Source organism: Streptomyces sp. NPDC091371 (assembly GCF_040684275.1).
GTDB lineage: Bacteria > Actinomycetota > Actinomycetes > Streptomycetales > Streptomycetaceae > Streptomyces.
In genome coordinates, this window is record NZ_JBFBFP010000018.1 from 36,395 (window position 1) to 61,280 (window position 24,886).

General features: G+C 73.9%; 21 protein-coding genes. 9 read left to right on the plus strand and 12 right to left on the minus strand.

What is annotated here, in order from left to right:
• Positions 1–27: 27 nt before the first annotated feature.
• From AB0O21_RS20700 to AB0O21_RS20740, 9 genes are all read left to right on the plus strand, one after another.
• Positions 28–1,152 (plus strand): LLM class flavin-dependent oxidoreductase, encoded by a 1,125-nt coding sequence (locus AB0O21_RS20700; RefSeq protein WP_365172598.1) that lies wholly within the window; start codon positions 28–30, stop codon positions 1,150–1,152.
• Positions 1,149–1,976 carry an SDR family oxidoreductase gene (locus tag AB0O21_RS20705; RefSeq protein WP_365172599.1) on the plus strand — a complete coding sequence of 276 codons (828 nt, stop codon included), beginning with the start codon at positions 1,149–1,151 and terminating at the stop codon, positions 1,974–1,976. The genes AB0O21_RS20700 and AB0O21_RS20705 overlap by 4 nt, the downstream gene beginning before the upstream one ends.
• Entirely contained in the window at positions 1,973–2,995 is a 1,023-nt protein-coding gene (locus AB0O21_RS20710) for a GDSL-type esterase/lipase family protein (RefSeq protein WP_365172600.1), read from the plus strand. Before AB0O21_RS20705 ends, AB0O21_RS20710 begins: the two co-directional genes overlap by 4 nt.
• A gap of 128 nt (positions 2,996–3,123) precedes the next feature.
• Positions 3,124–4,059, plus strand: coding sequence for an SCO0930 family lipoprotein (locus AB0O21_RS20715; RefSeq protein WP_365172689.1), 936 nt, complete (start codon positions 3,124–3,126; stop codon positions 4,057–4,059).
• Positions 4,060–4,182: 123 nt separating this feature from the next.
• Entirely contained in the window at positions 4,183–4,998 is an 816-nt protein-coding gene (locus AB0O21_RS20720; RefSeq protein WP_365172601.1) for a LytTR family DNA-binding domain-containing protein, read from the plus strand.
• Positions 4,999–5,162: 164 nt separating this feature from the next.
• On the plus strand, positions 5,163–5,438 hold the full coding sequence (locus tag AB0O21_RS20725; protein ID WP_365172602.1) for a hypothetical protein: 276 nt from the start codon (positions 5,163–5,165) through the stop codon (positions 5,436–5,438).
• A 308-nt stretch (positions 5,439–5,746) separates the two neighbouring features.
• Entirely contained in the window at positions 5,747–7,477 is a 1,731-nt protein-coding gene (locus AB0O21_RS20730; protein ID WP_365172603.1) for a cation acetate symporter, read from the plus strand.
• Complete coding sequence (locus AB0O21_RS20735) at positions 7,474–8,709, plus strand: histidine kinase (RefSeq protein WP_365172604.1); 1,236 nt, start codon at positions 7,474–7,476, stop codon at positions 8,707–8,709. Before AB0O21_RS20730 ends, AB0O21_RS20735 begins: the two co-directional genes overlap by 4 nt.
• Positions 8,710–8,765: 56 nt before the next feature.
• Complete coding sequence (locus AB0O21_RS20740) at positions 8,766–11,636, plus strand: LuxR C-terminal-related transcriptional regulator (protein WP_365172605.1); 2,871 nt, start codon at positions 8,766–8,768, stop codon at positions 11,634–11,636.
• Here AB0O21_RS20740 and AB0O21_RS20745 read toward each other — a convergent pair.
• The 12 genes from AB0O21_RS20745 to AB0O21_RS20800 form a co-directional block, all read right to left on the minus strand.
• Positions 11,606–12,133: a sigma-70 family RNA polymerase sigma factor gene (locus AB0O21_RS20745; RefSeq protein WP_365172606.1), complete on the minus strand. Its 528-nt coding sequence runs from the start codon at positions 12,131–12,133 to the stop codon at positions 11,606–11,608. The genes AB0O21_RS20740 and AB0O21_RS20745 overlap by 31 nt on opposite strands.
• 374 nt (positions 12,134–12,507) lie before the next feature.
• On the minus strand, positions 12,508–13,950 hold the full coding sequence (locus AB0O21_RS20750; RefSeq protein ID WP_365172607.1) for a GuaB1 family IMP dehydrogenase-related protein: 1,443 nt from the start codon (positions 13,948–13,950) through the stop codon (positions 12,508–12,510).
• Positions 13,951–14,086: 136 nt separating this feature from the next.
• On the minus strand, positions 14,087–15,223 hold the full coding sequence (locus AB0O21_RS20755) for an XdhC/CoxI family protein (RefSeq protein WP_365172608.1): 1,137 nt from the start codon (positions 15,221–15,223) through the stop codon (positions 14,087–14,089).
• Complete coding sequence (locus tag AB0O21_RS20760) at positions 15,223–16,551, minus strand: transposase (RefSeq protein ID WP_365172609.1); 1,329 nt, start codon at positions 16,549–16,551, stop codon at positions 15,223–15,225. The genes AB0O21_RS20755 and AB0O21_RS20760 overlap by 1 nt, the downstream gene beginning before the upstream one ends.
• 72 nt (positions 16,552–16,623) lie before the next feature.
• Complete coding sequence (locus AB0O21_RS20765) at positions 16,624–17,274, minus strand: TMEM175 family protein (RefSeq protein WP_365172610.1); 651 nt, start codon at positions 17,272–17,274, stop codon at positions 16,624–16,626.
• Positions 17,275–17,375: 101 nt separating this feature from the next.
• Positions 17,376–17,717, minus strand: coding sequence for a nuclear transport factor 2 family protein (locus AB0O21_RS20770; protein WP_266937957.1), 342 nt, complete (start codon positions 17,715–17,717; stop codon positions 17,376–17,378).
• 15 nt (positions 17,718–17,732) lie between these two features.
• Positions 17,733–19,238, minus strand: a complete 1,506-nt coding sequence (locus AB0O21_RS20775) for an ATP-binding protein (protein ID WP_365172611.1) — start codon at positions 19,236–19,238, stop codon at positions 17,733–17,735.
• Positions 19,235–20,512, minus strand: a complete 1,278-nt coding sequence (locus AB0O21_RS20780; protein ID WP_365172612.1) for an MFS transporter — start codon at positions 20,510–20,512, stop codon at positions 19,235–19,237. Before AB0O21_RS20780 ends, AB0O21_RS20775 begins: the two co-directional genes overlap by 4 nt.
• A 25-nt stretch (positions 20,513–20,537) precedes the next feature.
• Positions 20,538–21,368, minus strand: a complete 831-nt coding sequence (locus tag AB0O21_RS20785; RefSeq protein WP_365172613.1) for an FAD binding domain-containing protein — start codon at positions 21,366–21,368, stop codon at positions 20,538–20,540.
• Positions 21,365–23,770 (minus strand): xanthine dehydrogenase family protein molybdopterin-binding subunit, encoded by a 2,406-nt coding sequence (locus AB0O21_RS20790; RefSeq protein ID WP_365172614.1) that lies wholly within the window; start codon positions 23,768–23,770, stop codon positions 21,365–21,367. The genes AB0O21_RS20785 and AB0O21_RS20790 overlap by 4 nt, the downstream gene beginning before the upstream one ends.
• A 4-nt stretch (positions 23,771–23,774) precedes the next feature.
• Entirely contained in the window at positions 23,775–24,248 is a 474-nt protein-coding gene (locus AB0O21_RS20795; protein ID WP_365172690.1) for a (2Fe-2S)-binding protein, read from the minus strand.
• On the minus strand, positions 24,245–24,862 hold the full coding sequence (locus tag AB0O21_RS20800) for an NAD(P)-binding domain-containing protein (protein ID WP_365172615.1): 618 nt from the start codon (positions 24,860–24,862) through the stop codon (positions 24,245–24,247). Before AB0O21_RS20800 ends, AB0O21_RS20795 begins: the two co-directional genes overlap by 4 nt.
• Positions 24,863–24,886: the final 24 nt, after the last annotated feature.

Consider the following 24,886-nt stretch of genomic DNA (forward strand, 5'->3'; position numbering starts at 1 on the left):
TCGTCAGATCTGCCGCAGCGTGCCGCCATGGATTTGGACGTGCTCTACGAGATCGACGTACCGAAGCCCTGGCACGGGTCCCATCCGCACGGCCAGCGGGCCGCCGAGCAGCGCGCCTACCGGGAGGCCGTCGAGCAGATCCGGCTCGCCGACCGGATGGGGTTCCGGACCGTGTGGGCGGTCGAGCACCACTTCCGCGAGGGCCGCTCGCACTGCCCGGCCCCCGAGGTGCTCCTCGGCCACCTCGCCGGGCTGACCGAGCGGATCCGGCTCGGCTTCGGCGTGACCCTGACCCCCTTCGCCTTCACCCCGCCGCAGCGCATCGCCGAGAAGGTCGCCACCGTGGACGTGCTGTCCGGCGGCCGGGTCGAGTGGGGCACCGGGCGGTCCACCCCCATGGAGCAGGCCGCCTTCGGGGTGGACCGGGAGAGGTCGCGCGAGGACTGGCGCGAGGCGATCGAGATCGTCACCGGGATGTGGCGCGAGGAGTACTTCGCGTACGAGTCCGAGCGGTTCCGCTTCCCGCGCCGCATGGTGACGCCGAAACCCGTGCAGGACCCGCACCCGCCCGCCTGGATGGCGGCCACCTCCCCCGGATCGGCCGAGGTGGCGGGGGCTGCCGGGCTCGGGCTGCTCTCGTTCTCGATCATGCAGCCGCTGGAGGCGATGGCCCGGCAGGTGGCGGCGTACCGGGCGGCCGCCCTCGCACCCTGCCCGCTCACCGACGTCAGTACGAACCGGGTCAGCGCCTACACCCTCGTCCACGCGACCGCCCCGCGCACGGAGCCGGACGCCCGGGTGTGGGACTCGGTGGCCTGGTGGTACTCGAACCTGGCGCGGTTCACGCTGGAGTGGGAGCTGCCGCACCTGGCCCCGGAAGAGCGCGAGCGGGCCTTCCCGCTGCTGAACCCGATCCTCGAAGGGGAGGTGCCCGTACGGGAGTTCAACGACGGGGACATGATCCTGATCGGGGACGCGGAGGCGATCGTCGCCAAGGCGAAGCGGTACGCGGACCTCGGGGTGGACCAGCTGATCTGCTACGTGCAGTGGGGCTACCTCGAGCACCGCGAGATCCTGCGGACGATCGAGATCCTGGGCAAGGAAGTCATCCCGGAGCTGGCCCGGTACGAGCCCCGCAAGGCCGACGCGTGAGCGCCGCCGGGCCCCTCGGCCCCCTGGACACCTCGCCCGTGCCCGACTACACCGCCCTGCACCGACTCGACGGCCGGAACCTGGTCCTGCTCGGCGCGGGCAACGGCATCGGCCGGCAGAGCGCCCACGCCCTGGCCGCCGCCGGGGCCCGGGTGCTGTGCGTGGACGTGGACGGCGAGCGGGCCGCCGCCGTGGCCGCCGAGACCGGCGGGGTCCCGTACGCCTGCGACGTGACCCGCCGGGAGGACGTGCGGACCCTGTTCAAGCGGGCGCCGGGGCTGCTCGGCGGCCCGGTCGGCGGGGTCGTCGACATCGTCGGCATGGCCCGCTACGCGCCGCTGCCCGAGCTGGACGACGCCGGCTGGGACTGGCACTTCGACCTCGTCCTGCGGCACGCCTGGCTCGCCGTCCAGTACGGCGGCGAGGCCGTCGCCGCCGCCGGCGGCGGACCGCTGGTCTTCGTGGCCTCCGTGTCCGGCCTCACCGCGGCCCCGCTGCACGCCGCCTACGGGGCCGCCAAGGCCGGGCTGATGGCATTGGTGCGCTCGGCGGCGGTGGAACTGGGCCCGCGCGGGGTACGGGTGAACGCGGTGGCGCCGGGCGTGGTGTGGACCCCGCGGGTCGCCGCCCTGCTGGGCGCCGAGGGGCGGCGGCGCAACGCGGAGAACGCCCCGCTGGGCCGGGTGGCCGAGACCTCGGACATCGCGGCCGCCCTGTACTTCCTGGCCTCGCCGCTGTCCTCGTACGTGACGGGGCAGACGCTCGTGGTGGACGGCGGGGTCGGTGTGAAGTTCCCGTATCCGACGATCGGAGGCGAACAGTGAGCCCGCACAGCGCCGACAGCACCGATGGGCAGTGGCAGGACCCGGAGCCCTTCCTGCGCGGGGTCGCCTGGCTGGACAAGGGGCGCCCGGTGCGGGCCGACCCGGCGGACACCATGCGGCTGCCCTGGGACACCGGGGAACGGGCCACCCTCCCCATCGGGGTCCGGCTGGAGTTCACCACGGCGACCGCGCGGGCGGTGGAGATCCGCTACCGGGCGACGGTGCCCGGCCCCACCGACGCCCTGCGCGACCTCGCGCACCTCTTCTCGCTCTGGGACCGGCACGGGGTGGTGACCGAGGTGTTCACCGAACCGGCCGCCGAGTCCGTCGTACGCATCGAACTGGGCGGCGGCAACGGCCCGTTCACCATCCACCCGCCCGAGGCCCAGTCACCTCTGATACTCGGCCTGCGCGGGATCGGCGGCCCCCTCGCCCCGCCGCCGCCCGCCCCGCGCTGGGTGGTGCACGGCGACTCGATCACCGAGGGCTGGTGGTCGACCCGGCCCGCGCACGGCTGGCCCGCGGTCACCGGCCGGGCGCTCGGCTGGGACACCGTCAACCTCGGCTACGCGGGCGCCGCGCGCGGTGAACTCGCCACCGCCGAGCAGCTCGCGAGCCTCCCCGCCGACGTCCTCACCCTCGCCTTCGGCACCAACTGCTGGTCGCGCGTGCCGTTTTCGGCGCCGATGCTGTACGAGACCACCCGCGCGTTCCTCGAACTGGTCCGCCAGGGCCACCCGCGAACCCCGCTCCTGCTGGTCTCCCCCGTGCTGCGGCCCGACGCCGAGCGGACCCCGAACCGGCTGGGCGCCACCCTGGGCGCGCTGCGCGACGCGATGGAGCGCGCCGCACGGGACCGGATCGCCGCCGGGGACGAGCGGCTGGCCGTGCTCCCGGGGCGGGACGTGCTCGGTCCGGAGCACCTGGAGGACGGTCTGCACCCCAACGACGCCGGACACCAGGTCCTCGGCCTCGCTGTGGTCACGGCTCTGCGGCGCGCCGGGTTCGCCGCCGGATAGGTGAAACAGCCCACACCGGTCGCCTTGAACAGATCACGGCCCCCGGGGCGTGTCCTGTGCACAGTTGCCGCCGCTGACGGAAGAACGCGGGCGGCGGACACGACGGACACACAGTGGGAGAGATCAAGATGGGCATGAAGCGCGGAACCACCCTGGCCGCGGCCGTGATCGCCGTCGCCCTCGCGGCGACGGCTTGCGGACCGGCGGACGACAAGGCCGCCGACGCGGCCAAGCCGGCCGGCGCCACTTCCGCCCAGACTCCCACGGCGGACGGCGCGGGAGGCCCGGGAGCCGCGGGCGGCGCCAAGGCGGCCGGACAGCTGGCCATCGGCGACAACGCGCAGCTCGGTTCGGTCCTGAGCGACAGCGCCGGGCTCACCCTGTACCGCTTCGACAAGGACACCGCCAAGCCGTCCAAGTCGAACTGCGAGGGGGACTGCGCGAAGACCTGGCCGGTGGTCGCGGCGGGCGACGTCACTGCCGCCGCCGGCATGGACCCGGCACTGCTGGGCGAGGTCGTGCGCAGCGACGGCACGAAGCAGCTGACGGTGGCGGGCTGGCCCGCGTACCGCTTCAACAAGGACACCAAGGCGGGCGACGTCAACGGCCAGGGCGTCGGCGGGACGTGGTTCGCGTTCGCGCCGGACGGGAAGAAGGCCGCGAAGGCGGCGCCGGGCGCGGGCGCGGGCGCTCCGGCCGAGGCGGGCGCGGGCCTGTCGGTGGCGAAGGACCCGAAGCTCGGCGACCACATCGTCGACGGCAAGGGCATGACGGTCTACCGGTTCAAGCCGGACACCGCGTGGCCGATGGTGTCCAAGTGCGTGGGTGACTGCCTGGCGAAGTGGCCGGTGGTCCCGCCGGTGGACAAGGCGAACGCCAAGGGCATCACCGAGCGGAACTACCTGGTCCTGGACCGGCCGGACGGCAAGAAGCAGCAGACCGTCGACTGCTGGCCCGTCTACACCTTCACGGGTGACAAGAAGCCCGGCGACATCAACGGCCAGGGCGTGGGCGGCACCTGGTACGCCGTCGCCCCCGACGGCAAGCTCATCACCGTCCAGTAGTCCACCGCTCCGCTTCCCTCTCCCCCCACATCCCCCATCCGCGCGGCCCTTCGCCCTACATCCCCCGGGGCGGAGGGCCGCGCCCCGTTCCGCCCCGGCGGGCCTCTCTCTACACTCGGCGGCATGCTGCGCGTACTGGCCGTCGACGACGAGAAGCCGCTCCTGGAGGAGCTCCTCTACCTGCTGCGGTCCGATCCCCGGGTGCGCAGCGCGGAGGGCGCCGGCGACGCCACAGAGGCGCTGCGGCGGATCACGCGTGCGCTGGACGCCGGGCCCGACGGAGCCGACGGCATCGACGTGGTCTTCCTCGACATCCACATGGCCGGGCTGACCGGACTGGACATCGCGAAGCTGCTGGCCGGGTTCGCGCGGCCGCCGCTGATCGTGTTCGTCACCGCCCACGAGGGGTTCGCCGTACAGGCCTTCGACCTCAAGGCCGTGGACTACGTACTCAAGCCGGTGCGCCCGGAGCGGCTCGCCGAGGCCGTCCGGCGGGCCTGCGCGCAGCTGGGCCGGGCCGAGGAGCCGCCCCGGCCGGCCGGGGCGCTGGCCGCGGTGCCGGTGCAGCGGCCGTCGGCACCCGAGGTCGCCGTGCCGGAGCGCACCGCGGACCAGATCGCCGTCGAACTGGGCGGGGTCACCCGGTTCGTGGCGATAGCCGACATCGTCCACGTCGAGGCCCAGGGCGACTACGCCCGCCTGCACACCGACGAGGGCAGCCACCTGGTCCGGATCCCGCTGTCCACGCTGGAGGAACGCTGGGCGGCGCGCGGATTCGTCCGCATCCACCGCCGCCACCTGGTGGCACTGGCCCGCATCGACGAGCTGCGGCTCGACGCGGGCGCCACGTCGGTCCGGGTCGGGGCGGCGGAGCTCCAGGTCAGCCGGAGGCACGCGCGGCAGCTGCGGGACCTGCTGATGCGTCAGGCCACGGGCTGAGCCGGACGGCCGCCGCCCGACCGCCGCCCGACCGCCCGGCGGCGCGCACCCGCCGTTCGTCGCACGGCGAATGGCGTACGGCGATCCGGCGGGGTGAACGGCCCGCGTGGCGCACCGGGGGTGCGTATCGTGGATCTTCCGGCGTGGGACGCGGGAGGAGCGAGATGTCCGAGATCCAGGCGCTGCTCGACGCGCTGACCTCGATGTCCCGCACCCGGCCCGCCGGGCCGGCCGAGGCCGAGGCGCTGCTGGCCGGGCTGCGGAGTGCGGCCGCGCGCTGGGCCGATGTCCTGTACGAGGCGCGGGAGGGCGTGCGCGAGCAGGTGCCGCCGCGGGCGGAGGCCGCGTTGACGCTGGCGTTTCGGCGGGCGGAGGAGTCGTACGTGGAACTGGAGATCGCCCTCCGCGACTGCGCGGACCACCGCGACCCCGCCGTCTGACCTGCGGTCCGCTCCTGGCCCACCCCCCTGCGGCGCCGCTGCCGGGGGTGCGCCCCGGACCCCGTACGTGCGCTGCGCGCCCGTGCCCTCAAACGCCGGGCGGGCTGGAGGTGCCGCGCAGCGGCACTATCCAGCCCCGCCGGCGTTTGAGGCGCGGGGTCCGGGGCGGAGCCCCGGTTCGGGAAGGGGCGGGGTGGGGGCAGAGCCGCCCGCAGGGCATCGGCCCAGGCGGGCCGGATCGCGCCTGTTGCCCCGTCTGCGGCCGCGCATAGACTCCCGGCACCCATCCCCGGCCGAAGGAACCGCCCGTGAACCAGACGTACGCGCTGACCGCGGTCACCGTCGTCGTCCTGGTCACGGTCCTGGTGGGGGCCCTGGGGCTGCGGATATCCCGGACCACCTCCGACTTCTACGTGGCCTCCCGCACCGTCGGCCCCCGGCTGAACGCGGCGGCCATCAGCGGGGAGTACCTGTCCGCGGCCTCGTTCCTCGGGGTGGCCGGGCTGGTGCTGCTCCAGGGGCCCGAGATGCTCTGGTACCCCGTCGGGTACACGGCCGGGTACGTGGTGCTCCTCGCACTGGTCGCGGCCCCGCTGCGCCGCTCGGGGGCGTACACGCTGCCCGACTTCGCCGAGGACCGGCTGGAGTCGCAGGCGGTGCGCCGGATCGCGGTGCTCTTCGTGCTCGGGGTCGGCTGGCTGTACCTGCTGCCGCAGTTGCAGGGCGCCGGGCTGACCCTGGAGATCCTGACCGGCGCCCCGCACTGGGTCGGCGGGCTCGTCGTCGCCTTCGTGGTGAGCGCGGCGGTCGCGGCCGGCGGGATGCGCAGCATCACGTTCGTGCAGGCCTTCCAGTACTGGCTGAAGCTCACGGCGCTGCTCGTCCCGGCCTTCTTCCTGGTCGCCGCCTGGGCCGGGGACGGTGCCCCGCGCGCCTCCTTCGACGCCCCGGCGGTCTTCCGCGAGCACACCGCCGTCACCCTGGCCGAGGACGTGCGGCTCTCCCTGGACGCGCCGCTGACGGTGTCGGTGACCGGGCAGCTGGACGGGCGCACCTACGGCGGGGAGCCGGTGACCCTCGCCGCCGGGCCGCATGCGGTACGGGCCCACGCGCGGCTGGAGTTCGCCCCGGGCGCCCCCGTGCCGGACACCCGGGCGGAGGCGGGCATGGGCGTGTCCAGCTGGTCGCAGCCGCTGTCCGGGGACCACTCGGGGTACCGGCTGTACGCGACGTACGGGCTGATCCTGGCCACCTTCCTCGGCACGATGGGCCTGCCGCACGTCGCGGTTCGCTTCTACACGAGCCCCAACGGGCGGGCCGCGCGCCGCACCACGCTGGTGGTGCTCGGGCTGGTCGGGGTCTTCTACCTGCTGCCCCCGGTGTACGGGGCGCTGGGCCGGATCTACGCGCCCGAGCTCGCCCTGACCGGTGCCGCGGACGCGGCGGTGCTGGTGCTGCCGGAGCGGATGCTGGGGGGCGTGCTCGGGGACCTGCTCGGGGCGCTGCTGGCCGGGGGCGCCTTCGCGGCGTTCCTGTCGACGGCCTCGGGGCTGACCATGGCGGTGGCGGGGGTGCTGCACCAGGACCTGCTGCCGTCGCGCGGGGTCCGCAGCTTCCGCATCGCGGTGCTCGTGGCGATCCTCGTGCCGCTGGCCGGGAGCGTGGCGGCCCGGGACGTGCCGGTGGCGGACGCGGTGGGGCTGGCGTTCGCCGTGTCGGCCTCCTCCTTCTGCCCGCTGCTGGTGCTGGGCATCTGGTGGCGCGGGCTGACGCCGCCGGGTGCGGTGGCGGGCCTGGTCACCGGTGGCGGGGCGGCGCTGAGCGCGGTGCTGGCGACCCGGGCCGGGCTGGCGCCCGGGGGCTGGACGCACGCGCTGCTGGCCTGGCCGGCGGCGTGGTCGGTGCCGCTGGGCTTCCTGACGATGGTGGCGGTATCGCTGGCGACGCGCTCGCGGGTCCCGGCCGGGACGGCGGCCACGCTGGCCCGGCTGCACCTGCCGGAGAACGTGGCGGGCGAGCGGGCGGGGGGTGCGCGGTGACCGCGGCCGGGCTCGTCGTCCTCGCGGTGGCCGGCGCCGCCCTGCTGCTGGCCGCGGGCTGGGCGGCGGGCCGCCGGCACGCGCTGCGCGGTGAGCGGGCGGCGGGGCCGGCCCTCGGCACCCCGGTGGAGCGGGCCACGTTCCACACCCTGCACACGGCTTCGCTGGCCGCTCCCCCGTTGCGGGCGGGGCTGACGCAGGACGCCGCCCGCAAGGCGGCGAAGCGGCTGCGCTCCCTGCTCGGCACGGAAGCGCTCTGCCTGACCGACCGGGACGCGGTGCTGGCCTGGGACGGCCCGGGCGCCGACCACCACCAGCGGCGGGCGATGGCCCGGGTGGCGGTGATGCTGGAGTCGGGGCGCAGCCAGAGCGTGCGCACGGAGTGCCAGCGGCCCGACTGTCCGCTGAAGTGGGCGGTGGTGGCGCCGCTGACCGGCGAGGACGGGATGCTGGGCGCGCTGGTGGCCTACGGTTCGCGGGAGTCCGCGGTGCTGGTGCGGGCTGCGACGGAGGTCGCGCGGTGGGTGTCCGTACAGCTGGAGCTGTCGGAGCTGGACCGGTCGCGGACCCGGCTGATGGAGGCGGAGATCAAGGCGCTGCGGGCGCAGATATCCCCGCACTTCATCTTCAACTCCCTCGCCGCGATCGCGTCGTTCGTACGGACCGATCCGGAGCGGGCCCGGGATCTGCTGCTGGAGTTCGCGGACTTCACCCGCTACTCCTTCCGCAGGCACGGCGACTTCACCACGCTGGCAGACGAGTTGCGTTCCATCGAGCAGTATCTGGCGCTGGCCGGGGCCCGGTTCGGGGACCGGCTGAAGGTGACCTTGCAGGTGGCTCCGGAGGTGCTGCCGGTGGCGCTGCCCTTCCTGTGCCTGCAGCCGCTGGTGGAGAACGCCGTCAAGCACGGGCTGGAGGACTCCACCCAGGAGTGCCGGATCACCATCACCGCGCGGGACGCGGGCTCGGAGGCGGTGATCAGCGTCGAGGACAACGGCATCGGCATGGATCCGGCCCTGCTGCGCCGGATCCTGGCCGGGGAGCACGCCGGCGCCTCCTCGGGGATCGGGCTGCCCAACGTGGACGAGCGGATCCGCCAGGTGTACGGGGACGCGTACGGGCCGGTGATGGAAACGGGGGTCGGCGCGGGCATGAAGGTCACCTTGCGGATCCCCAAGTTCCGTGCGGGAGTGCACAGTTCGCCTACGGAACAGCAGCCGCCCCGGCCCTGAGGGAAGCGTTCCGTGTCATCCTGTGACCGGCGCGAACGACCGGAGGGATCGCCGACGTGCGGGTCGGGCGAGAACAGCTTCGCAGCGAGTTGCGGGAATGGGTGCGGGCGGGCGCGGAGGGCGCGGGAGCCTGTCTGATGGTGGAGGGCGAACCCGGCTCCGGCCGGACCGCGTTCGTACGGCAGGCGCTGACCGACGCGGCGGCGCTCGGCCTGCGCACGCGGTACGCGGCGGCCGACGCGCTCGCGGTGGGGCTGCCGCTGCGCGCGGCCCTGGACTGTCTGCACCCCGGCGGGCCCGGCCGGGCGCCGGTGGTCGGCCTGCTGCGGGAGGCCGAGCAGGCGGCGCTGCCGGGCGGTGCGCTGCTCGCCGCGATGGACCTGCTGGCTGCCGGGGTCGAGCGGTGGTGCGCCGAGCGGCCGCTGCTGCTGGTGCTGGACGACGCGCACTGGGCCGATCCGGCCACCCTGCTGCTGTGGCAGCGCCTCGCCGGCTGGGCGGCGGCCGGGCGGCTGCCGCTGCTGCTGGCCGCGACCCGGCGGCCGCTGCCCCGGCGCCCCGAGCTGCATCCGCTGGGCTCGGCTCCGGGCGGGCGCACGGTCCGGCTGGAGCCGCTGTCGGCGGCGGAGGCCGCGGGGCTGGCGCACGAGGTGCTGGGGGCGCGCCCGGGGCCCCGGCTGCGGGAGGCGGCCGGCCTGGCGGCCGGCAACCCCGACCTGCTGCGGCGGCTGCTGGACCACTGGTCCCGCACCGGAGCGCTCCGCGTCGCCGCGGCCGGGCCCTGCGACGGGGGCGGGGTCGCCGAACTCACCGTGCCGGAGGCGGAGCTGTCACCGCCGCCCGGGGCGGCCGCGCGTGCGCTGGACCCGCTCTCCGGGCCGGCGCGTGCCCTCATCCGGCACGCGGCGCTGCTGGGCGCGGTCTTCACGGCGCGCGAGCTGGCCCTCGTACGGTCGCGGCCGGTACGGGAGCTGCTCGCGGAGCTGGAGGAGCCGGTGCTGGCGGGGCTGCTGGAGGACACCGGGGAGGCCCTGCGCTTCCGCCACCCGGCACTGCGGCAGGCCCTGTACGCGGAGACCCCGGGGGCCGTGCGCACCGCCCTGCACCTGGACGCCGCCCGGGCCTTCGCCGGGGCCGGGCTGGACCCGGTGCGGACCGCCGAGCAGCTGCTGGGCGCCGGGCGGCTCTGCCCGTGGGCGGTGCGCTGGCTCGCGGAGTCGGCGCCCGCGCTGATCGCCGGGGCGCCCGGCACCGCGGAGGAACTGCTGGAGCGGGCCCTCGCGCAGGGCGACGCGTGGGAACCGGGGACCCGGGACGCCCTGGAGGAACTCCTCGCGGACGCGGCGCTGATGCTGCGCCGCCCCGAGTCGGTGGAGCTGCTGGCCGCCCTGCGCGCCCGGACCACGGACCCGGACCGGCGGGCGTCGGTGGACTTCAAGCTGGTGTCCGCGCTGATGATCCAGGGGGACATGGCCCGCTCGCTGGAGGTCACCGAGCGGGCGCTCGCGGAGGAGTTCCCCTCGGCCCGGCTGCGGCTGCGGCTGGAGGCCTGCCGGGTGCTGGCCCTGGCCGATCTGCGGCCCCCGGCCGAGGCGTACGCGCTGGCCGGGCCGGTGGTGGAGCGGGCGCGGGCGCTGGGGGATCCGCTGTGCGGGGCGGAGGCCCACCACGCCATGTCCTTCGCCCTGTTCCACCTGGGGCGGGGCCGGGATTCGCTGCGCCACGTCGCGGAGGGGATCGCGTACGCGCGGCGCGCCCCGGAGGCGAACGACATGCGGCTGCTGCTGCTCGCGAACCAGGCCGAGGGCCACATGCGCTTCGACGAGCCGGGGATCGTGGAGGCCGCGCTGCGGGAGGCGCGGGAGCTGGCGGCGCGGACCCGTTCGACGGGGCGGCTGGTGGTGACGCAGGCCCGGCTCGCCGAGTTCCACTACCGGCTCGGCGACTGGGACGAGGCCCTCGCCGGGGTGGCCAGGGCGTGTGCGCTGCCGGTGTCGGACGGCTGGCTGCCGGTGGTGGTGCACGGGCTGCGGGCGCTGGTGCTGGGCCACCGCGACGAGCCCGCGGCGGCGGCCGCCGAACTGGCCTCGCTCCCGGCCGGGGCGTTCGACACCCCTGCCGCGCGCCGCTACGCCTCCCACGTCCTGCTGGCCCGGGCGCTGCTGGCGGAGCGGGACGGCCGCCCGGGCGACGCGCTGCGGGCGCTGCTGCCCGCGCTGGAGGACGGGGTGGAGGAGGCGGTGGCGTACGAGCGCCCCTGGGTGCTGTCGGAGATCGTGCGGCTCGCCCTGGAGAGCGGGGAGCCCGGTACGGCGCGGGCGGCGGTGGCCGCGTGCGAGCGGGCGGCTGCGGCGCTGGCCGAGTATCCGGGCCCGGCGCTGGCCCTGCTGCGCTGCCGGGGCCTGTTCGCGCAGGACCCGGAGCCGCTGGCCGAGGCGGTGGCCCGGGGCGAGCGCGCCGGGTGGCCGCTGCCGCTGGGCCACACCCTGGAGGACCTGGCGGTGGCGCGGGCCTGGCGGGGCGACCTGGCCGGTGCGCGGGCGGCGCTGACCCAGGCGGTGGAGGCGTACGAGGACCTGGGCGCGCGGTGGGACACCGCCCGGGCCGACGCCCGCCTGCGGAGCCTGGGCGTGCGCCGGGGCAGCCGCTCGGCGCGGCGGCGGCCTTCGAACGGCTGGGAGGCGCTGACCCCGGCCGAACTGAAGGTGGCGCTGCTGGTGGCGCAGGGCCGCACGAACCCGGAGATCGCGAGCGCGCTGTTCCTGTCGCGGCGCACGGTCCAGACGCACGTCTCGCACATCCTGGGCAAGCTCCAGGTCCGCTCCCGGGCGGCGGTGGCGGCACAGGCCGCTCAGGCGGCTCAGGCGGCTCAGGCGGCTCAGGCGGCTCAGGCGGCTCAGGCCGCGATGCGGTCGCCGGGGCCGTAGCCGGGCATCGCGGCCCGCAGCGCCCTCAGCGCGTAGTGGGTACGGGACTTCACTGTCCCGGCGGGCACTCCGAGCGCCTCGGCGGCCTCGCCGACGGAGGCCCCGCGGAAGTAGATCTGGTGGAGCACGGCGCGGTGCTCCGGGCTGAGTAATCGCAGGGCGTGGCGGACGTCGAGGACGGCGACGGCCTGCTCGGTGCGGTCGTCGGCGGCCGGGGAGTGCTCCAGGGCGTCGGGGCCGACCTCGGCGGGCCGCACCATGCGGGCCCGCCGGGCGTCGATGGCGAGGCGCCGGGCGACGGTGTACAGCCAGGGCCGCATGGAGGCGTGCGCGCTCTCCAGTGCCTCGGGGTGTTTCCAGGCGCGGAACAGGGTCTCCTGGAGGAGGTCCTCGGCGCGGTGCCGGTCTCCGAAGGTGAGGCCGAGGAGGAAGCCGTAGAGGGCCTTGCCGTGTTCGCTGTGCAGCCGGGCGAGGGCGTGCGCGTCAGTCCTGTCCACGGGGTGTCCCTTCGGGGGTCGGGTCCCCCGAGCGTCCCGCGGCCTCCCTCGGAAGTTATCCGCCGCATGACGTATCCCCCGCCGCCTGCGCCGAACGGTCCCCCGGCACGCCGAACGGTCACCCCGCGCCCGCTGCACGGAACCTCTCCCCGCCCTTCCACCGTTCCCCGGCTCCTCAAACGCCGGAGGGGCTGGAATTGCCCTCCGGGCCATCCAGCCGCGCAGGGCGCACGGCATCAGCCGAAATCCAGCCCCGCCGGCGTTTGAGGCGCGGGGGTCCGGGGGCAGCGCCCCCGGCAACGGCGCCGCACCCGGGTACGGCTGTGGCCCCGGCCCGCCCGGAAAGGGCGCGGCCGGGGCCACAGGAAACGGAGCTAGCTCCAGCTGGCGTGCAGCGGCTTGCCCTCGGCGTAGCCGGCCGCGGACTGGATGCCGACGACCGCCTTCTCCTCGAACTCCGCCAGGGAGCCGGCACCCGCGTAGGTGCAGGAGGAGCGGACACCGGCGATGATCGAGTCGATCAGGTCCTCGACGCCCGGACGCGCCGGGTCCAGGAACATCCGCGAGGTGGAGATGCCCTCCTCGAACAGACCCTTGCGGGCCCGGTCGTACGCAGACTCCTCCGACGTGCGGTTCTGCACCGCACGCGCGGACGCCATGCCGAAGGACTCCTTGTACAGGTGGCCCTCGGCCGACTGCTGGAGGTCGCCCGGGGACTCGTACGTACCGGCGAACCAGGAGCCGATCATCACGTTGGAGGCGCCGGCGGCCAGCGCCATCGCCACGTCGCGCGGGTGGCGGACGCCGCCGTCGGCCCACACGTGCTTGCCGTACTTCTTGGCCTCGGCCGCGCACTCCAGCACCGCGGAGAACTGCGGGCGGCCCACGCCGGTCATCATGCGGGTGGTGCACATGGCACCGGGGCCCACGCCGACCTTGATGATGTCGGCGCCGGCGTCGATCAGGTCCTTGACGCCCTCGGCGGCGACGATGTTGCCGGCCACGATCGGGACCTGCGGGTCCAGCGCGCGGACGGCCTTGATCGCGTTGATCATCGACTCCTGGTGGCCGTGGGCCGTGTCGATGACGAGCGTGTCCACGCCCGCGTCGAGCAGCTGCTTGGCCTTCTGCACGAAGTCGCCGTTGATGCCGACGGCGGCCGCGATGCGCAGCTTGCCGTTGGCGTCGGTCGCCGGGGTGTACAGGGTCGCGCGCAGGGCGCCCTTGCGGGTGAGGAGGCCGACGAGCTTGCCGTCCTTGTCGACGGCGGGGGCCAGCTTGCGGTGGCCGGCGTCGAGCTGGTTGAAGGCCTCGCGCGGGTCGATGTCGGCGTCGATGAGCAGCAGCTCCTTCGACATGACCTCGGAGAGCTGGGTGAACCGGTCGACGCCGGTCAGGTCGTGCTCGGTGACGACGCCGACCGGGCGGCCCTCGGCGTCGACGACGACGCCGGCGCCGTGGGCGCGCTTGGGCAGCAGGGACAGCGCGTCGGCGACGGTCTGGGTGGGCGCCAGCGTGATCGGGGTGTCGAGCACGAGGTGGCGGGTCTTCACCCAGGAGATGACGTCGGTGACGATCTCGATCGGGATGTCCTGCGGGATGACGACGATGCCGCCGCGGCGGGCGACCGTCTCGGCCATCCGGCGGCCGGCGATGGCGGTCATGTTCGCCACGACCAGCGGAATGGTGGTGCCGGTGCCGTCGGGCGAGGACAGGTCCACGCCCTGGCGGGAACCGACCGCGGAGCGGCTCGGCACCATGAACACATCGTCGTACGTCAGGTCGTACGGCGGCTTCAGGTCATTGAGGAAACGCACGTGCTGAACATCCCAGTCGATCGGAGGTACCCCGACCTGTCAGCCGAGGAAACGCACGTACTTCATTCTCCCACGACCTGGCGTTTACGCCGTCCGGGCTTATCGTCCAGGACATTCCGGGCCCTGTGGTGGGTTCCTACGGGACTTTGGCCCTCCGGTGGACGGGGCCGGTGCTCCGGGCCAGCGGGCGGACGGATCCGCCGTGCCGGACCGCGGTGAGTTCGGCGGCGATGGCCAGGGCCGTCTCTTCGGGGGTGGCGCCGCCCAGGTCGAGGCCGATGGGTGAGCGCAGCCGGGCCAGTGCGGCGTCGGGCACCCCTTCCTCCCGCAGCCGGCGGGCCCGCTCGGTGTGGGTGCGGCGCGATCCCATGGCTCCGACGTAGGACAGGGGCAGCCGCAGGGCGAGCTCCAGCAGCGGTACGTCGAACTTCGCGTCGTGGGTCAGGACGCAGACGGCGGTACGCGGGTCCAGCCGGCCCGCGTCCCATTCCGCGGCCAGGTGGCGGTGCGGCCAGTCGACGACCACCTCGTCGGCGTCGGGGAACCGGGCCGGGGTCGCGAAGACGGGCCGGGCGTCGCAGACGGTGACCCGGTGGCCGAGGAAGGCGCCGATGCGGGCCAGGGCGGCGGCGAAGTCGATGGCCCCGTAGACGAGGAGCCGGGGCGGTTCGGCTGCCGATTCGACCAGGAGGGTGAGCGGCTCTCCGCACAGTCCGCCGGCCGTGCCGAGCTCGGCGGTGCCGGTGCGCCCGGCGGCGAGGAGTCCCCGTATCCGCCGGGCGGCGGCCCGGTCCAGTGCGGGGCCGGCGCCGAGTCCGCCCTCGTAGCTGCCGTCGGCGTGGACGGCCAGGGCCCGGCCGAGCTGTTCCTGGGGGCCGGAGACGACCCGGGCGAGCGCGGCTCTGGCGCCGCCGGCGGTGACGTCGAGCACGCGGTGGATGACGGGCCGCACGGGGTCGTCCCCGCGGACCGGGGTGATCAGGACGTCGAGGACTCCTCCGCAGGTCAGGCCCACGGCGAAGGCGTCGTCGTCGCTGTAGCCGAAGCGGTGCAGGCCGCCTTTGCCGGAGGCGATCGCCTCGAGGCAGAGCTCGTGCACCGCGGATTCCACGCAGCCCCCGGAGAGCGAGCCGAGGGCGGTGCCCCGGTGGTCGACGGCGAGGGAGGCGCCGGGGCCGCGCGGGGCGCTCCCGGTGACGGAGACGACGGTGGCGAGGGCGAATTCCCGCTGCGCGGCGTACCACGCGCGTAGCTCGTCGGCGATGTCGAGCATCAGCGGATGTACTCGCGGCGCGGGGTCTGGCCGGGGGTGTAGGCACGCGCGGGCAGGGCGGCCGGCGGCCCGGGCCGGGTGGCGGGGGGCCGGGCCGTGACGGGTCCGGGCGTCCGGTTGGCGGTGGCGCGGGCGGCGGGATGGGTACCGGGCTGGGTGTCGGCGGCACGGCTCCGGGTGCCGAGGAGCTTCGCGGCGTGGGCGACGCTGGCGAGGGTGGCGTGGTGGTGCCAGCCCCGGAAGGAGCGGCCTTCGAAGTCGCGGATGCCGACGGGTTCGCAGGTTTCCGTGAAGTCGAGGGAGACGCGGTCGGTGAGTTTGGCGAGGAGGAAGAGCTGGGCGAGGGGCCGGTCGCCGATGTTGGTGATCCAGAACTCGGTGGGCAGCAGGGCGGCTTCGGTCCAGGCTCCGACGAGCAGCAGCGGTGTGGTCGGGGCGGGCAGGGGCCGGTCCTCGCCGGGGGTGGCGAGGATGGAGGCGGAGGTGAGCAGGGTGACGGCTCCCTCGGCGCGGCCGTGCCGGGTCCATTCGACGACGCGGCGCTGGGAGCGCAGGGAGTCGATGAGTTCGCGGGCGGGTGCGGTGTGCGGTCCGGGTTTGTGCCGGCCGGCGCCGCCGAAGGAGACGGGCAGGGAGCCGTCGACCTTGAAGACGAAGGGGATGTCCTGGAGGGCGAAGGATTCGATGCTCTGCGGGAGGTCGGAGTTGGCGACCTCCATCACCACGGGCCTTCGCTGGAGTTGCCAGGTGGCGGCCATCCGCTGGACGGCGTGCACGGCGTCCTGGGCGGGGGTGAGCGAGCGGGCGGTGTCGGGGATGCCGGCGCGGCGGCGGCGCAGGAGTTCGGTGGTCCAGGGCCCGGGGAGGGTGAGGGTCCATTCGACCGGGAAGCTGGCCTCGCTGGAGGCGAGCCAGATCCCGCTGGCCTGCTGGCAGTTGGCGGTGCGGCCGAGCTGGGGGACGAACTGGCGGCCGACGCCGACCGAGCGGTCGCCGGCCTTCTCTATGACCATGGGCTGGAGCACCCAGGCGAGGGGGCGCTGGGCGGTGCGTTCGAGGTGCTGTGCGAGGGAGCGGCGGACCGGGGTCCAGTCCCAGGGGGACTTGCTGATGAACTGCTGGAGGCTTTGCTCGACGGAACTGGCCCCTGTTCCGGCGATGTTACGGATTGTTTTCTTCCCACTGGTCCGCACGAGGCCGTTCAAATATACGCGGGCCCAGTTTCGCTGGTCCCGCCGGGGTAAGGACTCGAAGAGAAGAGAGATCAGGACGTCGATCAATTCGGAGATTTCCTTCGTGGAATCCTCCGGCAGGACTACGCGAGCCATCTGGGCCTCCCCCGCGACCAGCTAGATCCAATACCCTACTTGACCGCGGAGAACGGCCGTAGGCCCCGGCGGCTACTTCCTGAGGTCGCTGGCAGTTTCGAGCCGCTCGTCCTCTACCACGAGAGGGATGGGGATCTGGTTCGCCGCATAGTAGATGGCGATCAGGAAGTGGGCGACGAGGGTGAGGGGCGCGGAGAAGAAGGCCAGGGCCACGGTGAGCGGGTAGGCGATGGCGCCGAGCCCGAAACGCATCCTGGTGGCGCGGGCGCCTTCCTTGTCCACGTGGTCGTGGAACAGGTGGCCGACCCGGGTGACGTACCACCAGAACACCAGGAACGCCAAGGCGTAGGCCACGGTGACGGCGCTGTAGAGGACCGCGGCCGCGTTGGCGGACCCGCCGTCGTCCATGAGGTGCTCGGCGAGGACGTTGGTGGTGTACGGAATCACCGATACCACCATCAGCACCAGGAGATTCAGGAACAGCAGGGGCCTGTCGACCCTTTTGAGGTGGCTGAAGATGGTGTGGTGGTTCACCCACATCACGCCGATGATGAGAAAGCTCACGATGTAGGCGGCGTAATGCGGCCACTGTTCCCGGACGCCGTGCCAGAAGGCGGACCAACCCTTTTCCTCCGGAGCCTCTAACTCCAGGACGAGGATGGTGATGATGATGGCGAATACGCCGTCACTGAATGCCTCGACCCGCCCGGTTTCGCGTTCCATGACCTCCCCATTTCCACTCCGTGCATATATCTACGCTGTCACACATACGGGGAGGGCGCACATCCCCGCCCTCCCCGCACACGCTACCCAGATTTCGCGGTTCAGCCGCCGAATCCGGCTGTCTGACGCCAGATTCGGCCATCGCGGACGACAAGTGTCCCGAACGCGTGCTCCGGTTCACCGTTCAGGTTCATGATCGCGCGGTAGAAGATGGTGTCCTCCGTCTCGATGTACTCCTGGAGTTCAACCAGCGTCGGCTTCACCGTCAGGTAACCGGTGAACGTCTCGCGTACCGCGTCGATGCCGACCGAGACCCCCTCGAAGCGGAGCAGCACGGCGTCGTCGGTGTAGTTCTTCATCACCGCCTCGATGTCCAGCGCGGCGAGGGCGTCCATCTGCCGGACGAACACCGGGTGCAGCTTGGAGATGTCGTACTTGGCCATGTCGACTCCATTCCTTCAACTGGTGGGGGCAGGTGCGTCGGCGGGCGCCGCGCACCCCTGGGCGCTGCCGGCGAACGGCAGCCGGACGACCATCCGGGTCTCGCCGGGGCGCGAGCGGGCCGTGATGGAGCCGTGGTGGCGCTGGGTCACGATGCGGTAGCTGAGGTGCAGCCCCAGGCCCGTGCCCTTGCCCACGTCCTTGGTGGTGTAGAAGGGTTCGAAGATCCGCGGCAGGGATTCCTCGGGGATGCCGCTGCCGGTGTCGGCGATCTCCACGACCATGCAGACGCCCTCGGCCCGGGCACGCAGGGTGAGCACCCCGGCGCCGTCCATGGCCTCGGCCGCGTTGGCGACCAGGTTCGTCCACACCTGGTTCAACTCGCTCGGGTAGCCCGTCAGTTCGGGCAGGCCGGGTTCGTACGCACGCACGATGCTGATCCCGGCGAGCTTGGCGCGCAACACGACCAGCGTGTTCTCCAGTCCGTCGGTCACCTTGAAGCGCTGTTCGGGCGCCCGGTCGAGATTGGCGTAATCCCGGGTGGCGGACACGAGTTGGGAGATCCGGGGACCCGCGGCCCGAAGCTCCGCCGCCAGCGAGCGGATCTCCAGCAGCGCCGCCAGGTGGTCCAGGGCCGGGGCCAGGGCCGGCTCGCCGATCCCCTCCAGCCGGTCCAGCAGCCAGCCCAGTTCGAGCCCCAGGTCGGAGATCCCCGAGCCGAGCAGGCCGGGCCGTTCCGTGCCGGCCTCCTCGGCCCAGTCGGCGATCTCCTCCTCGGCGTCGGCCTGGGCCAGGGGGTCGGTGGTGGTCGGCGGCGGCAGCTTGTCCAGTTCCTCGGCGAGCCGGTCCAGTACGGTGCGCTCCGCGCCGGTGGCGGCGGCGCCCCACGCCTGGGCGGTGCGGGTCAGCCGGTCCAGGGCCGGGGCCAGTTCCTGGGCGGCGCGGGCCACGGCGGCCGCCGGGTTGTTCAGCTCGTGCGCGAGCCCGGCGGCGAGGGTGCCCAGGGCCTCCACGGTGGCCCGCTTGCGGGCCTGGACCTCGGAGGACTTGATCCGCCAGGCCAGCACCGGGATGAGCACGGCGGCCACCCCGTGGCAGCGGGTCAGCATCTCGAAGAAGACGGGCTTCGTGTACGCCACGACGGTGGTGGCCGGTCCGCTCGCGGCCGCGGTGGCCACGTAGGAGCCCTCGGTGAGCAGGGGCAGCTCTCCGGTGAACCGGTGCGCGGCCGGGGGTTTGCCGTCGTGGTCATCGGCGGCGGCGCTCTCCTCCTCGGTGGAGTGCCGGGTCAGCACCTCCTCGCGGCCGTCGACGACCTTGGTGACGACGAGCCCGCCGGAGAGGAGGACGTGGAAGCGGTCCGCCTCCTCGCCGTCCCGGAAGAGGACCTCCCCGTCGGCGAGGACCTGGGGCTCGGAGACCGAGACCAGCCAGTCCAGCTGCTCGCCGGTCAGTCCGGCGAAGATCTCCAGCCCGTGCAGGGCGGAGCGCAGCTCGTCCGGCTTCATGTCCGCGGGGTTCATGCGGCCCTCCCCTCTTCCCTGGTGCGTGCGGCCAGCCGCAGGGTGGCGAGCAGGGCCAGGGCGCACATTCCGGCGACGGCGGCCATGAAGCCGACGGAGGTGCGGTGCAGCCCGTGGATGTTGGTGAGCATCCCGGCGAGCACCGCCGGCACGCTCATGGCGAGGTACGCGAAGACGTAGACGGCGGCGGTGAGTTCGCCGCGGTGTGCCGGGTCGGCGAGCGCGGACAGCGCCCGGAAGGAGCCGAGGAAGGCGGCCCCCCAGCCGCTGCCGAGCACCGCGGTGGCCACGAGGAACACGGGGGCCGAGCCGATGCCGAGGGAGAGCAGGACCAGGGCCAGTCCGGCGAGCAGGCCGAACAGTCCGAGGACGGCGGTGCGCAGCGCCTCGGTGCGGCCGAGCACCAGCTGGGCGACGGTGGCGGCGCCCGCGAGCAGCGCGACCGTGGCGCCGCCGACGAGGTAGTTGGTGGAGCGGAGCAGGGACAGGGCCAGGTGCGGGCCGAGCGAGAGGTAGAAGCCGCCCACGGACCAGACCGCGACGATGGTCAGGATCAGGATGCCGAAGCGGCGGCGGGCGCCGGCCGGCACGCGGATCCGGTGCGGGACCACCCGGAAGCGGCCGCCCGCGCCGGGAGCGCTCTCCCGCATGCGGACCACGCCCACCAGCGTGACGGCGAAGGCCCCGACGAGCAGCAGGTAGCTCAGGACCGTGGGCGCGGGGGCGTACTGGACGAGCAGTCCGGCCCCGATCCCGCCGAGTCCGATGCCCACGGTCGGCCCGGCGCTGTTGACCTGGGCGCCGAGCGCGGGCCGGGTGCGCGGGCTGAGTTCCAGCAGGGCCGCGCCCATCGCGCCGGTGGCGAGGCCCACGGCGAGCCCCTGCACGGCGCGGGCGGCGAGCAGCAGGCCGAGCCCCTGGGCCCCGGCGAACAGGCCCATCGAGACGATCGCCAGGAGCAGGCCGGCGCCCAGCACGGGGCGCCGGCCGAGGGTGTCGGACAGGGAGCCGAACAGCAGGAGTCCGGCGAGCACGGTGACGGCGTACAGGGCGAAGACCACCGTGATCGTGCCGGAGGACAGCCCCCATTTCTCCTGGTAGAGCACGTACAGGGCGGAGGGCACGGAGGAGGAGAGCATCAGCAGGACGAGGACCGCGCCCACCACCCAGAAGCCGGAGCCTCTGGACGTGCCGGCCGCGGGCGCGGTCGGCCGGCCGGCCGGGTGCGCGGTGGTGCCCGCGGCGGTCCCCGTGGTCGTCTTGGACGGTTCCACTACTCAACTCCCCCGTGACGGGCGGTCAGGCCAGGGCCTGTTCCGCCCTCTGCAAGGCGCGGGCCGTCAGGACCCCCGCGAGATGGCCGAGGTACTCGGCCGAGGTGCCGCGCCCGGGGACGAAGAGCTCCCGGGGCTCGGCACGGAAGGCCGCGAGCACGGCGTCCGTGGTGTACGGGCCGCCGCGCAGCCGGTCTTCGACGCGCCGCAGCCGCAGTGCGCGCGGGGTGGCCCCGGTGACCGCGATGCGCGGCCCGTCGGGGGTGATCCGTACGGCGGTGGCGGCGAGCGGGTAGCGGGTGGCGCGGTCGGCGGTCTTCTCGAAGGCCGCGGCCGGGCCGGTGGCGGGCACCAGCAGGGCGGTGACGACGGTGGCGGCGGGCGCCCCGGTGGCGGCGAACTCCTCGGCGGTCACCGTCCGGCGTCCGCCGCGCCCGGCGAGTTCGACGGACGCGTCGGCGGCGATGGCGGCGACGGGCAGGTCGGTGGGGCGCCCGGCGGCGGCGAGGTTGCCGCCGACGGTGCCGAGGTTGCGGACCTGGGGGTCGCCGTTGGCGCGGGCCGCGGCGGCCAGTTCGGGCGCCCCGGCGAGTACCAGCGGGTGCGCGGAGAGCTCGGCGAGCGTGGTGAGGGCCCCGATCCGCAGCCGCCGGCCGTCGGATCCGCTGCCGATGCCGCGCAGCTCCTCCAGGTGCCGTACGTCGACCAGCAGCCGGGCCCGCTCGGCACCGGTGCGCAGGTCGGGCAGGAGGCTCTGGCCCCCGGCGAGCACGCGGGCGCCGCGGGTCCCGGACAGCAGGGTCAGCGCCTCGTCGAGGCCGACGGGCCGGACGTAGTCGAACGCGGTGAGGATCACCGGGCTTCTCCTCTCAGGGCGCGCCAGACCTTCTCGGGGGTGAGCGGCATGTCGATGTGCTGGACGCCCAGGTCGGAGAGGGCGTCGACGACGGCGTTGACGACGGCCGCGGCGGGCGGCACGGTGGCGATCTCGCCGGCGCCCTTGGCGCCGAGCGGGTTGTGCGGGCTCGGCGTGACGGTCTTGTCGATGGCGAAGAACGGCACGTCGGCGGCGCGCGGCAGGGCGTAGTGGTTCAGGTCGGAGCTGATCAGCCGGCCGTCCTCGGCGTACTCGGCGGCTTCCATGAGGGCCTGGCCGAGGCCGTGCACGATGCTGCCCTCGATCTGGCCGTGCACGATCTTCGGGTTGCCGATGTGTCCGGCGTCGTCGACGGCGGTGTAGGCCACCACCTCGGTCTCGCCCGTAAGTTCGTCGACCTCGACGACCGCGACGTGCGTTCCGAAGGGGTAGTTGAAGTCCGGCGGGTCGAAGTGGGTGGTCTCGTCGAGGGCCGGTTCGATCTCGGGCGGCAGTCCCCAGCCGTACCACATGGCCATCGCCAGCTCGGCGAAGGTCTTGGCGTTCTGTTCGTTGCCCTCTTCGTGGACCTTGCCGCCCTCGTACACGACCTTGTCCTCGGGGACGCCGAGGAAGACGGCCGCGGCGCGGATCAGCTTGGCCTTGATCTTGCGGGCGGTGAGGGCGATGGCGGGCGCGGCCATGCTGTAGGAGCGGGAGCCGTAGGTGCCCTGCCCGTACGGGGCCTTCTGCGTGTCCCCCTCGAAGACCTGGACGCTGTCCGGGTCGATGCCGAGTTCGTCGGCGGCGACCTGCGCGAAGACGGTGGCGTGGCTCTGGCCGGTGGAGGCGGAGCCGACGGTGACGGTGACCTCGCCGGTCGGGTGGACGCGGATGTTCGCGCTCTCCCAGGTGCCGCCGAGCATGCCCTCCTGGGACATCCGGGTGGAGGGGCCGACCCCGCAGATGGCCACGTAGGTGGCGAGGCCGACGCCGAGGCGCTTGCCGCGGGTGCGGGCCTCCGCCTTGCGGGCGGGCATGCCGGCGTAGCCGGCGAGTTCGAGGGCCTTGTCGAAGTTCAGCTGGTAGTTCCCGGAGTCGTAGGTCCAGCCGAGGCCGTTGTCGTACGGGAACTTCTCCTTCGGCACGAGGTTCTTGCGGCGGACGGCCGCCGGGTCCATGCCGATCTCGGAGGCGTACCGGTCGACGAGCCGCTCCATCAGGAAGGCGGCCTCGGCGCGCCCGCTGCCGCGCTGGGCGCCGAGCGGGACGGTGTTGGTGAAGGCGGCGTAGACCTCGCAGAAGGCGGCGGGGATGTCGTACATGCCGCTGATGGAGCGCCCCATCAGGGCGGTGGCGACGCCGGGGCCGATGGTGGAGGGGTACGCGCCGAGGTTGGCGTGGCTGGTGGCGCGCACGGCGGTGATGCGGCCGTCGCGGGTGCCGGCGAGGGTGGCGTGCTGGCGGTGGTCGCGGCCCTGGACGGTGGAGTTCATCAGCCCGGTGCGGGTGTCGACCCATTTCACGGGCCGGCCCAGCGCCTTGGAGAGCAGCAGGACCAGCGCCATGTCGGGGTAGAGGTAGCCCTTGGTGCCGAAGCTGCCGCCGACGGTCGGGGCGATCACCCGCAGTTTGTTGAAGGGGATGCCGAGCACGAGGGCGGAGAGCAGGAACCGGTGGTTGTGCGGGCCCTGGGTGGAGGCGTACAGCGTGTACTCGCCGGTGGCGGCGTTGTAGTCGCCGACCGCGCCGCGGGGCTCGATGGGGCTGTTGATGGTCCGCTGGTTCACCAGGTCGAGCTCTACCGTGACCTCGGCCTCGGCGATGGCCGCGTCGGTGCGGTCCTTGTCGCCGCAGGTCCAGTACGCGTTCAGGTTGCCCGGGACGGCCTCGTGGAGCTGCGGCGCGCCCTCGGCGAGGGCCTCGTCGGCGCGGGTGACCACGGGCAGCGGCTCGTACTCGACGGAGATGGCGGCGAGCGCGGCGTGGGCCTGGCGCGGGGTCTCGGCGACGACCACGGCGATGGGGTCGCCGACGTGGCGCACGGCGTCGCCGGTGAGGACCGGGCGGGCGCCGGGAAGCCCGTAGGGGTGGGGCGGGAAGTGGCTCTCCACGCCGCCGGGGATCCAGATGCAGGGCAGCGGCATCACGTCGGTGAAGTCGGCGGCGGTGGCCACTTTGAGGACGCCGGGCAGCTGCTCGGCCGCTTTGGTCTCGATGGAGAGGATCTTCGCGTGGGCGACCGGGCTGCCCAGGATCGCCATGTGGGCGGTGCCCGGCAGATCGATGTCGGCCACGTACGTCGCCTCGCCGCGCAGCAGCTGCGGATCCTCACGGATGTCCAGCGGCTTGCCGAGCGGGCCGTTTCCGGTCATCGGCGTCTCCCCCGTCACGGCGGTCATGTCCTCACACCTCCTGACCGGCTGCGGCGGCGCAGGCGCGCTGCACGCCGCGGACGACGCTGTGGTAGCCGGTGCAGCGGCAGAGGTTGCCGGTGAGCCACTCGCGGATCTCGGGCTCCGTGGGGGCCTCGCGGCCGGCGGTGGAGTCGACGAGCTCGCCGAGTGCCATGACCATGCCGGGGGTGCAGAACCCGCACTGCGTGCCGTGCTCCTGGCGCAGCGCCTCCTGGAGGCCGGTGAGTTCGCCGCCGGGGGTGGTGACGCCTTCGATGGTGGTGACCTCGGAGCCGGCGGCCGAGGCGGTGAGGACGAGGCAGCTCTTGACGGACTTGCCGTCGAGCCGGACCACGCAGGAGCCGCACTGGCCGGTGTCGCAGCCGACCTTCGTCCCGGTGAGGCCGAGGCCGTCGCGGAGCCGTTCCACGAGCAGTTCGTTCGGCTGGGCCGGGAACTGCTCGGGTCTTCCGTTCACATTCAGTGTGATATCCATGCCAGCGCCTGCGCTTCCGTGAGCGGCCGGTTGAAGAGGGGCCCGCCGGGCTGTTGGAGAATTCCTCCGGAGTGCAGCGGGCCGGTGTCGACGGGTGCGAATCCCAGGTCCGAGATGATTCCCGCGACGATTTCCTTCGCTTTCACGTCGTCGCCCGCTGTGAAATGCGCCAGGCGCTCTCCGGGTGCGGTGCCGGCGACGGCGAGGGTTTCGAAATGCATGGTGTTGAGGGATTTCACGATCTGGGCCCCGGGGTACCACTCGGCGACGAGATCGCTGGAGCCGCGGCCGCCGAGGTCGGCCGGGGCACCGCCGGGACCGCCGAACGCGTTGGTGGCGTCCACGATCACCTTGTCCTGCACGACGTGCGGCGGCAGCAGGCCCCGTACGCCGCCGAAGGGCACCATCAGCACCAGGAGGTCGGCCCGGGCGGCGGCCTCGGCGGGGTGCGCCGCCGAGGCCGCCGGTCCCAGTTCCGCGAGGAGCGGGCCGAGGCTCTGGGGGCCGCGGGCGTTGGCGACCACGACCTCGTGGCCCGCGGCCACGAGGATCCTGGCGAGGGTCGAGCCGATCCGGCCGGTGCCGATGATGCCTGTCCGCATGACGCTCCTCGGGAAGGGGACTCA

Excerpts from the sequence above, each read along its gene's own strand:
- AB0O21_RS20700 (WP_365172598.1), top strand. The coding sequence starts at position 28 with ATGGATTTGGACGTGCTCTACGAGATCGACGTACCGAAGCCCTGGCAC.
- AB0O21_RS20715 (WP_365172689.1), top strand. The coding sequence starts at position 3,124 with ATGGGCATGAAGCGCGGAACCACCCTGGCCGCGGCCGTGATCGCCGTC.
- AB0O21_RS20720 (WP_365172601.1), top strand. The coding sequence starts at position 4,183 with ATGCTGCGCGTACTGGCCGTCGACGACGAGAAGCCGCTCCTGGAGGAG.
- AB0O21_RS20725 (WP_365172602.1), top strand. The coding sequence starts at position 5,163 with ATGTCCGAGATCCAGGCGCTGCTCGACGCGCTGACCTCGATGTCCCGC.
- AB0O21_RS20755 (WP_365172608.1), bottom strand. The coding sequence starts at position 15,223 with ATGCTCGACATCGCCGACGAGCTACGCGCGTGGTACGCCGCGCAGCGG.
- AB0O21_RS20760 (WP_365172609.1), bottom strand. The coding sequence starts at position 16,551 with ATGGCTCGCGTAGTCCTGCCGGAGGATTCCACGAAGGAAATCTCCGAA.
- AB0O21_RS20765 (WP_365172610.1), bottom strand. The coding sequence starts at position 17,274 with ATGGAACGCGAAACCGGGCGGGTCGAGGCATTCAGTGACGGCGTATTC.
- AB0O21_RS20770 (WP_266937957.1), bottom strand. The coding sequence starts at position 17,717 with ATGGCCAAGTACGACATCTCCAAGCTGCACCCGGTGTTCGTCCGGCAG.
- AB0O21_RS20775 (WP_365172611.1), bottom strand. The coding sequence starts at position 19,238 with ATGAACCCCGCGGACATGAAGCCGGACGAGCTGCGCTCCGCCCTGCAC.
- AB0O21_RS20790 (WP_365172614.1), bottom strand. The coding sequence starts at position 23,770 with ATGACCGCCGTGACGGGGGAGACGCCGATGACCGGAAACGGCCCGCTC.
- AB0O21_RS20800 (WP_365172615.1), bottom strand. The coding sequence starts at position 24,862 with ATGCGGACAGGCATCATCGGCACCGGCCGGATCGGCTCGACCCTCGCC.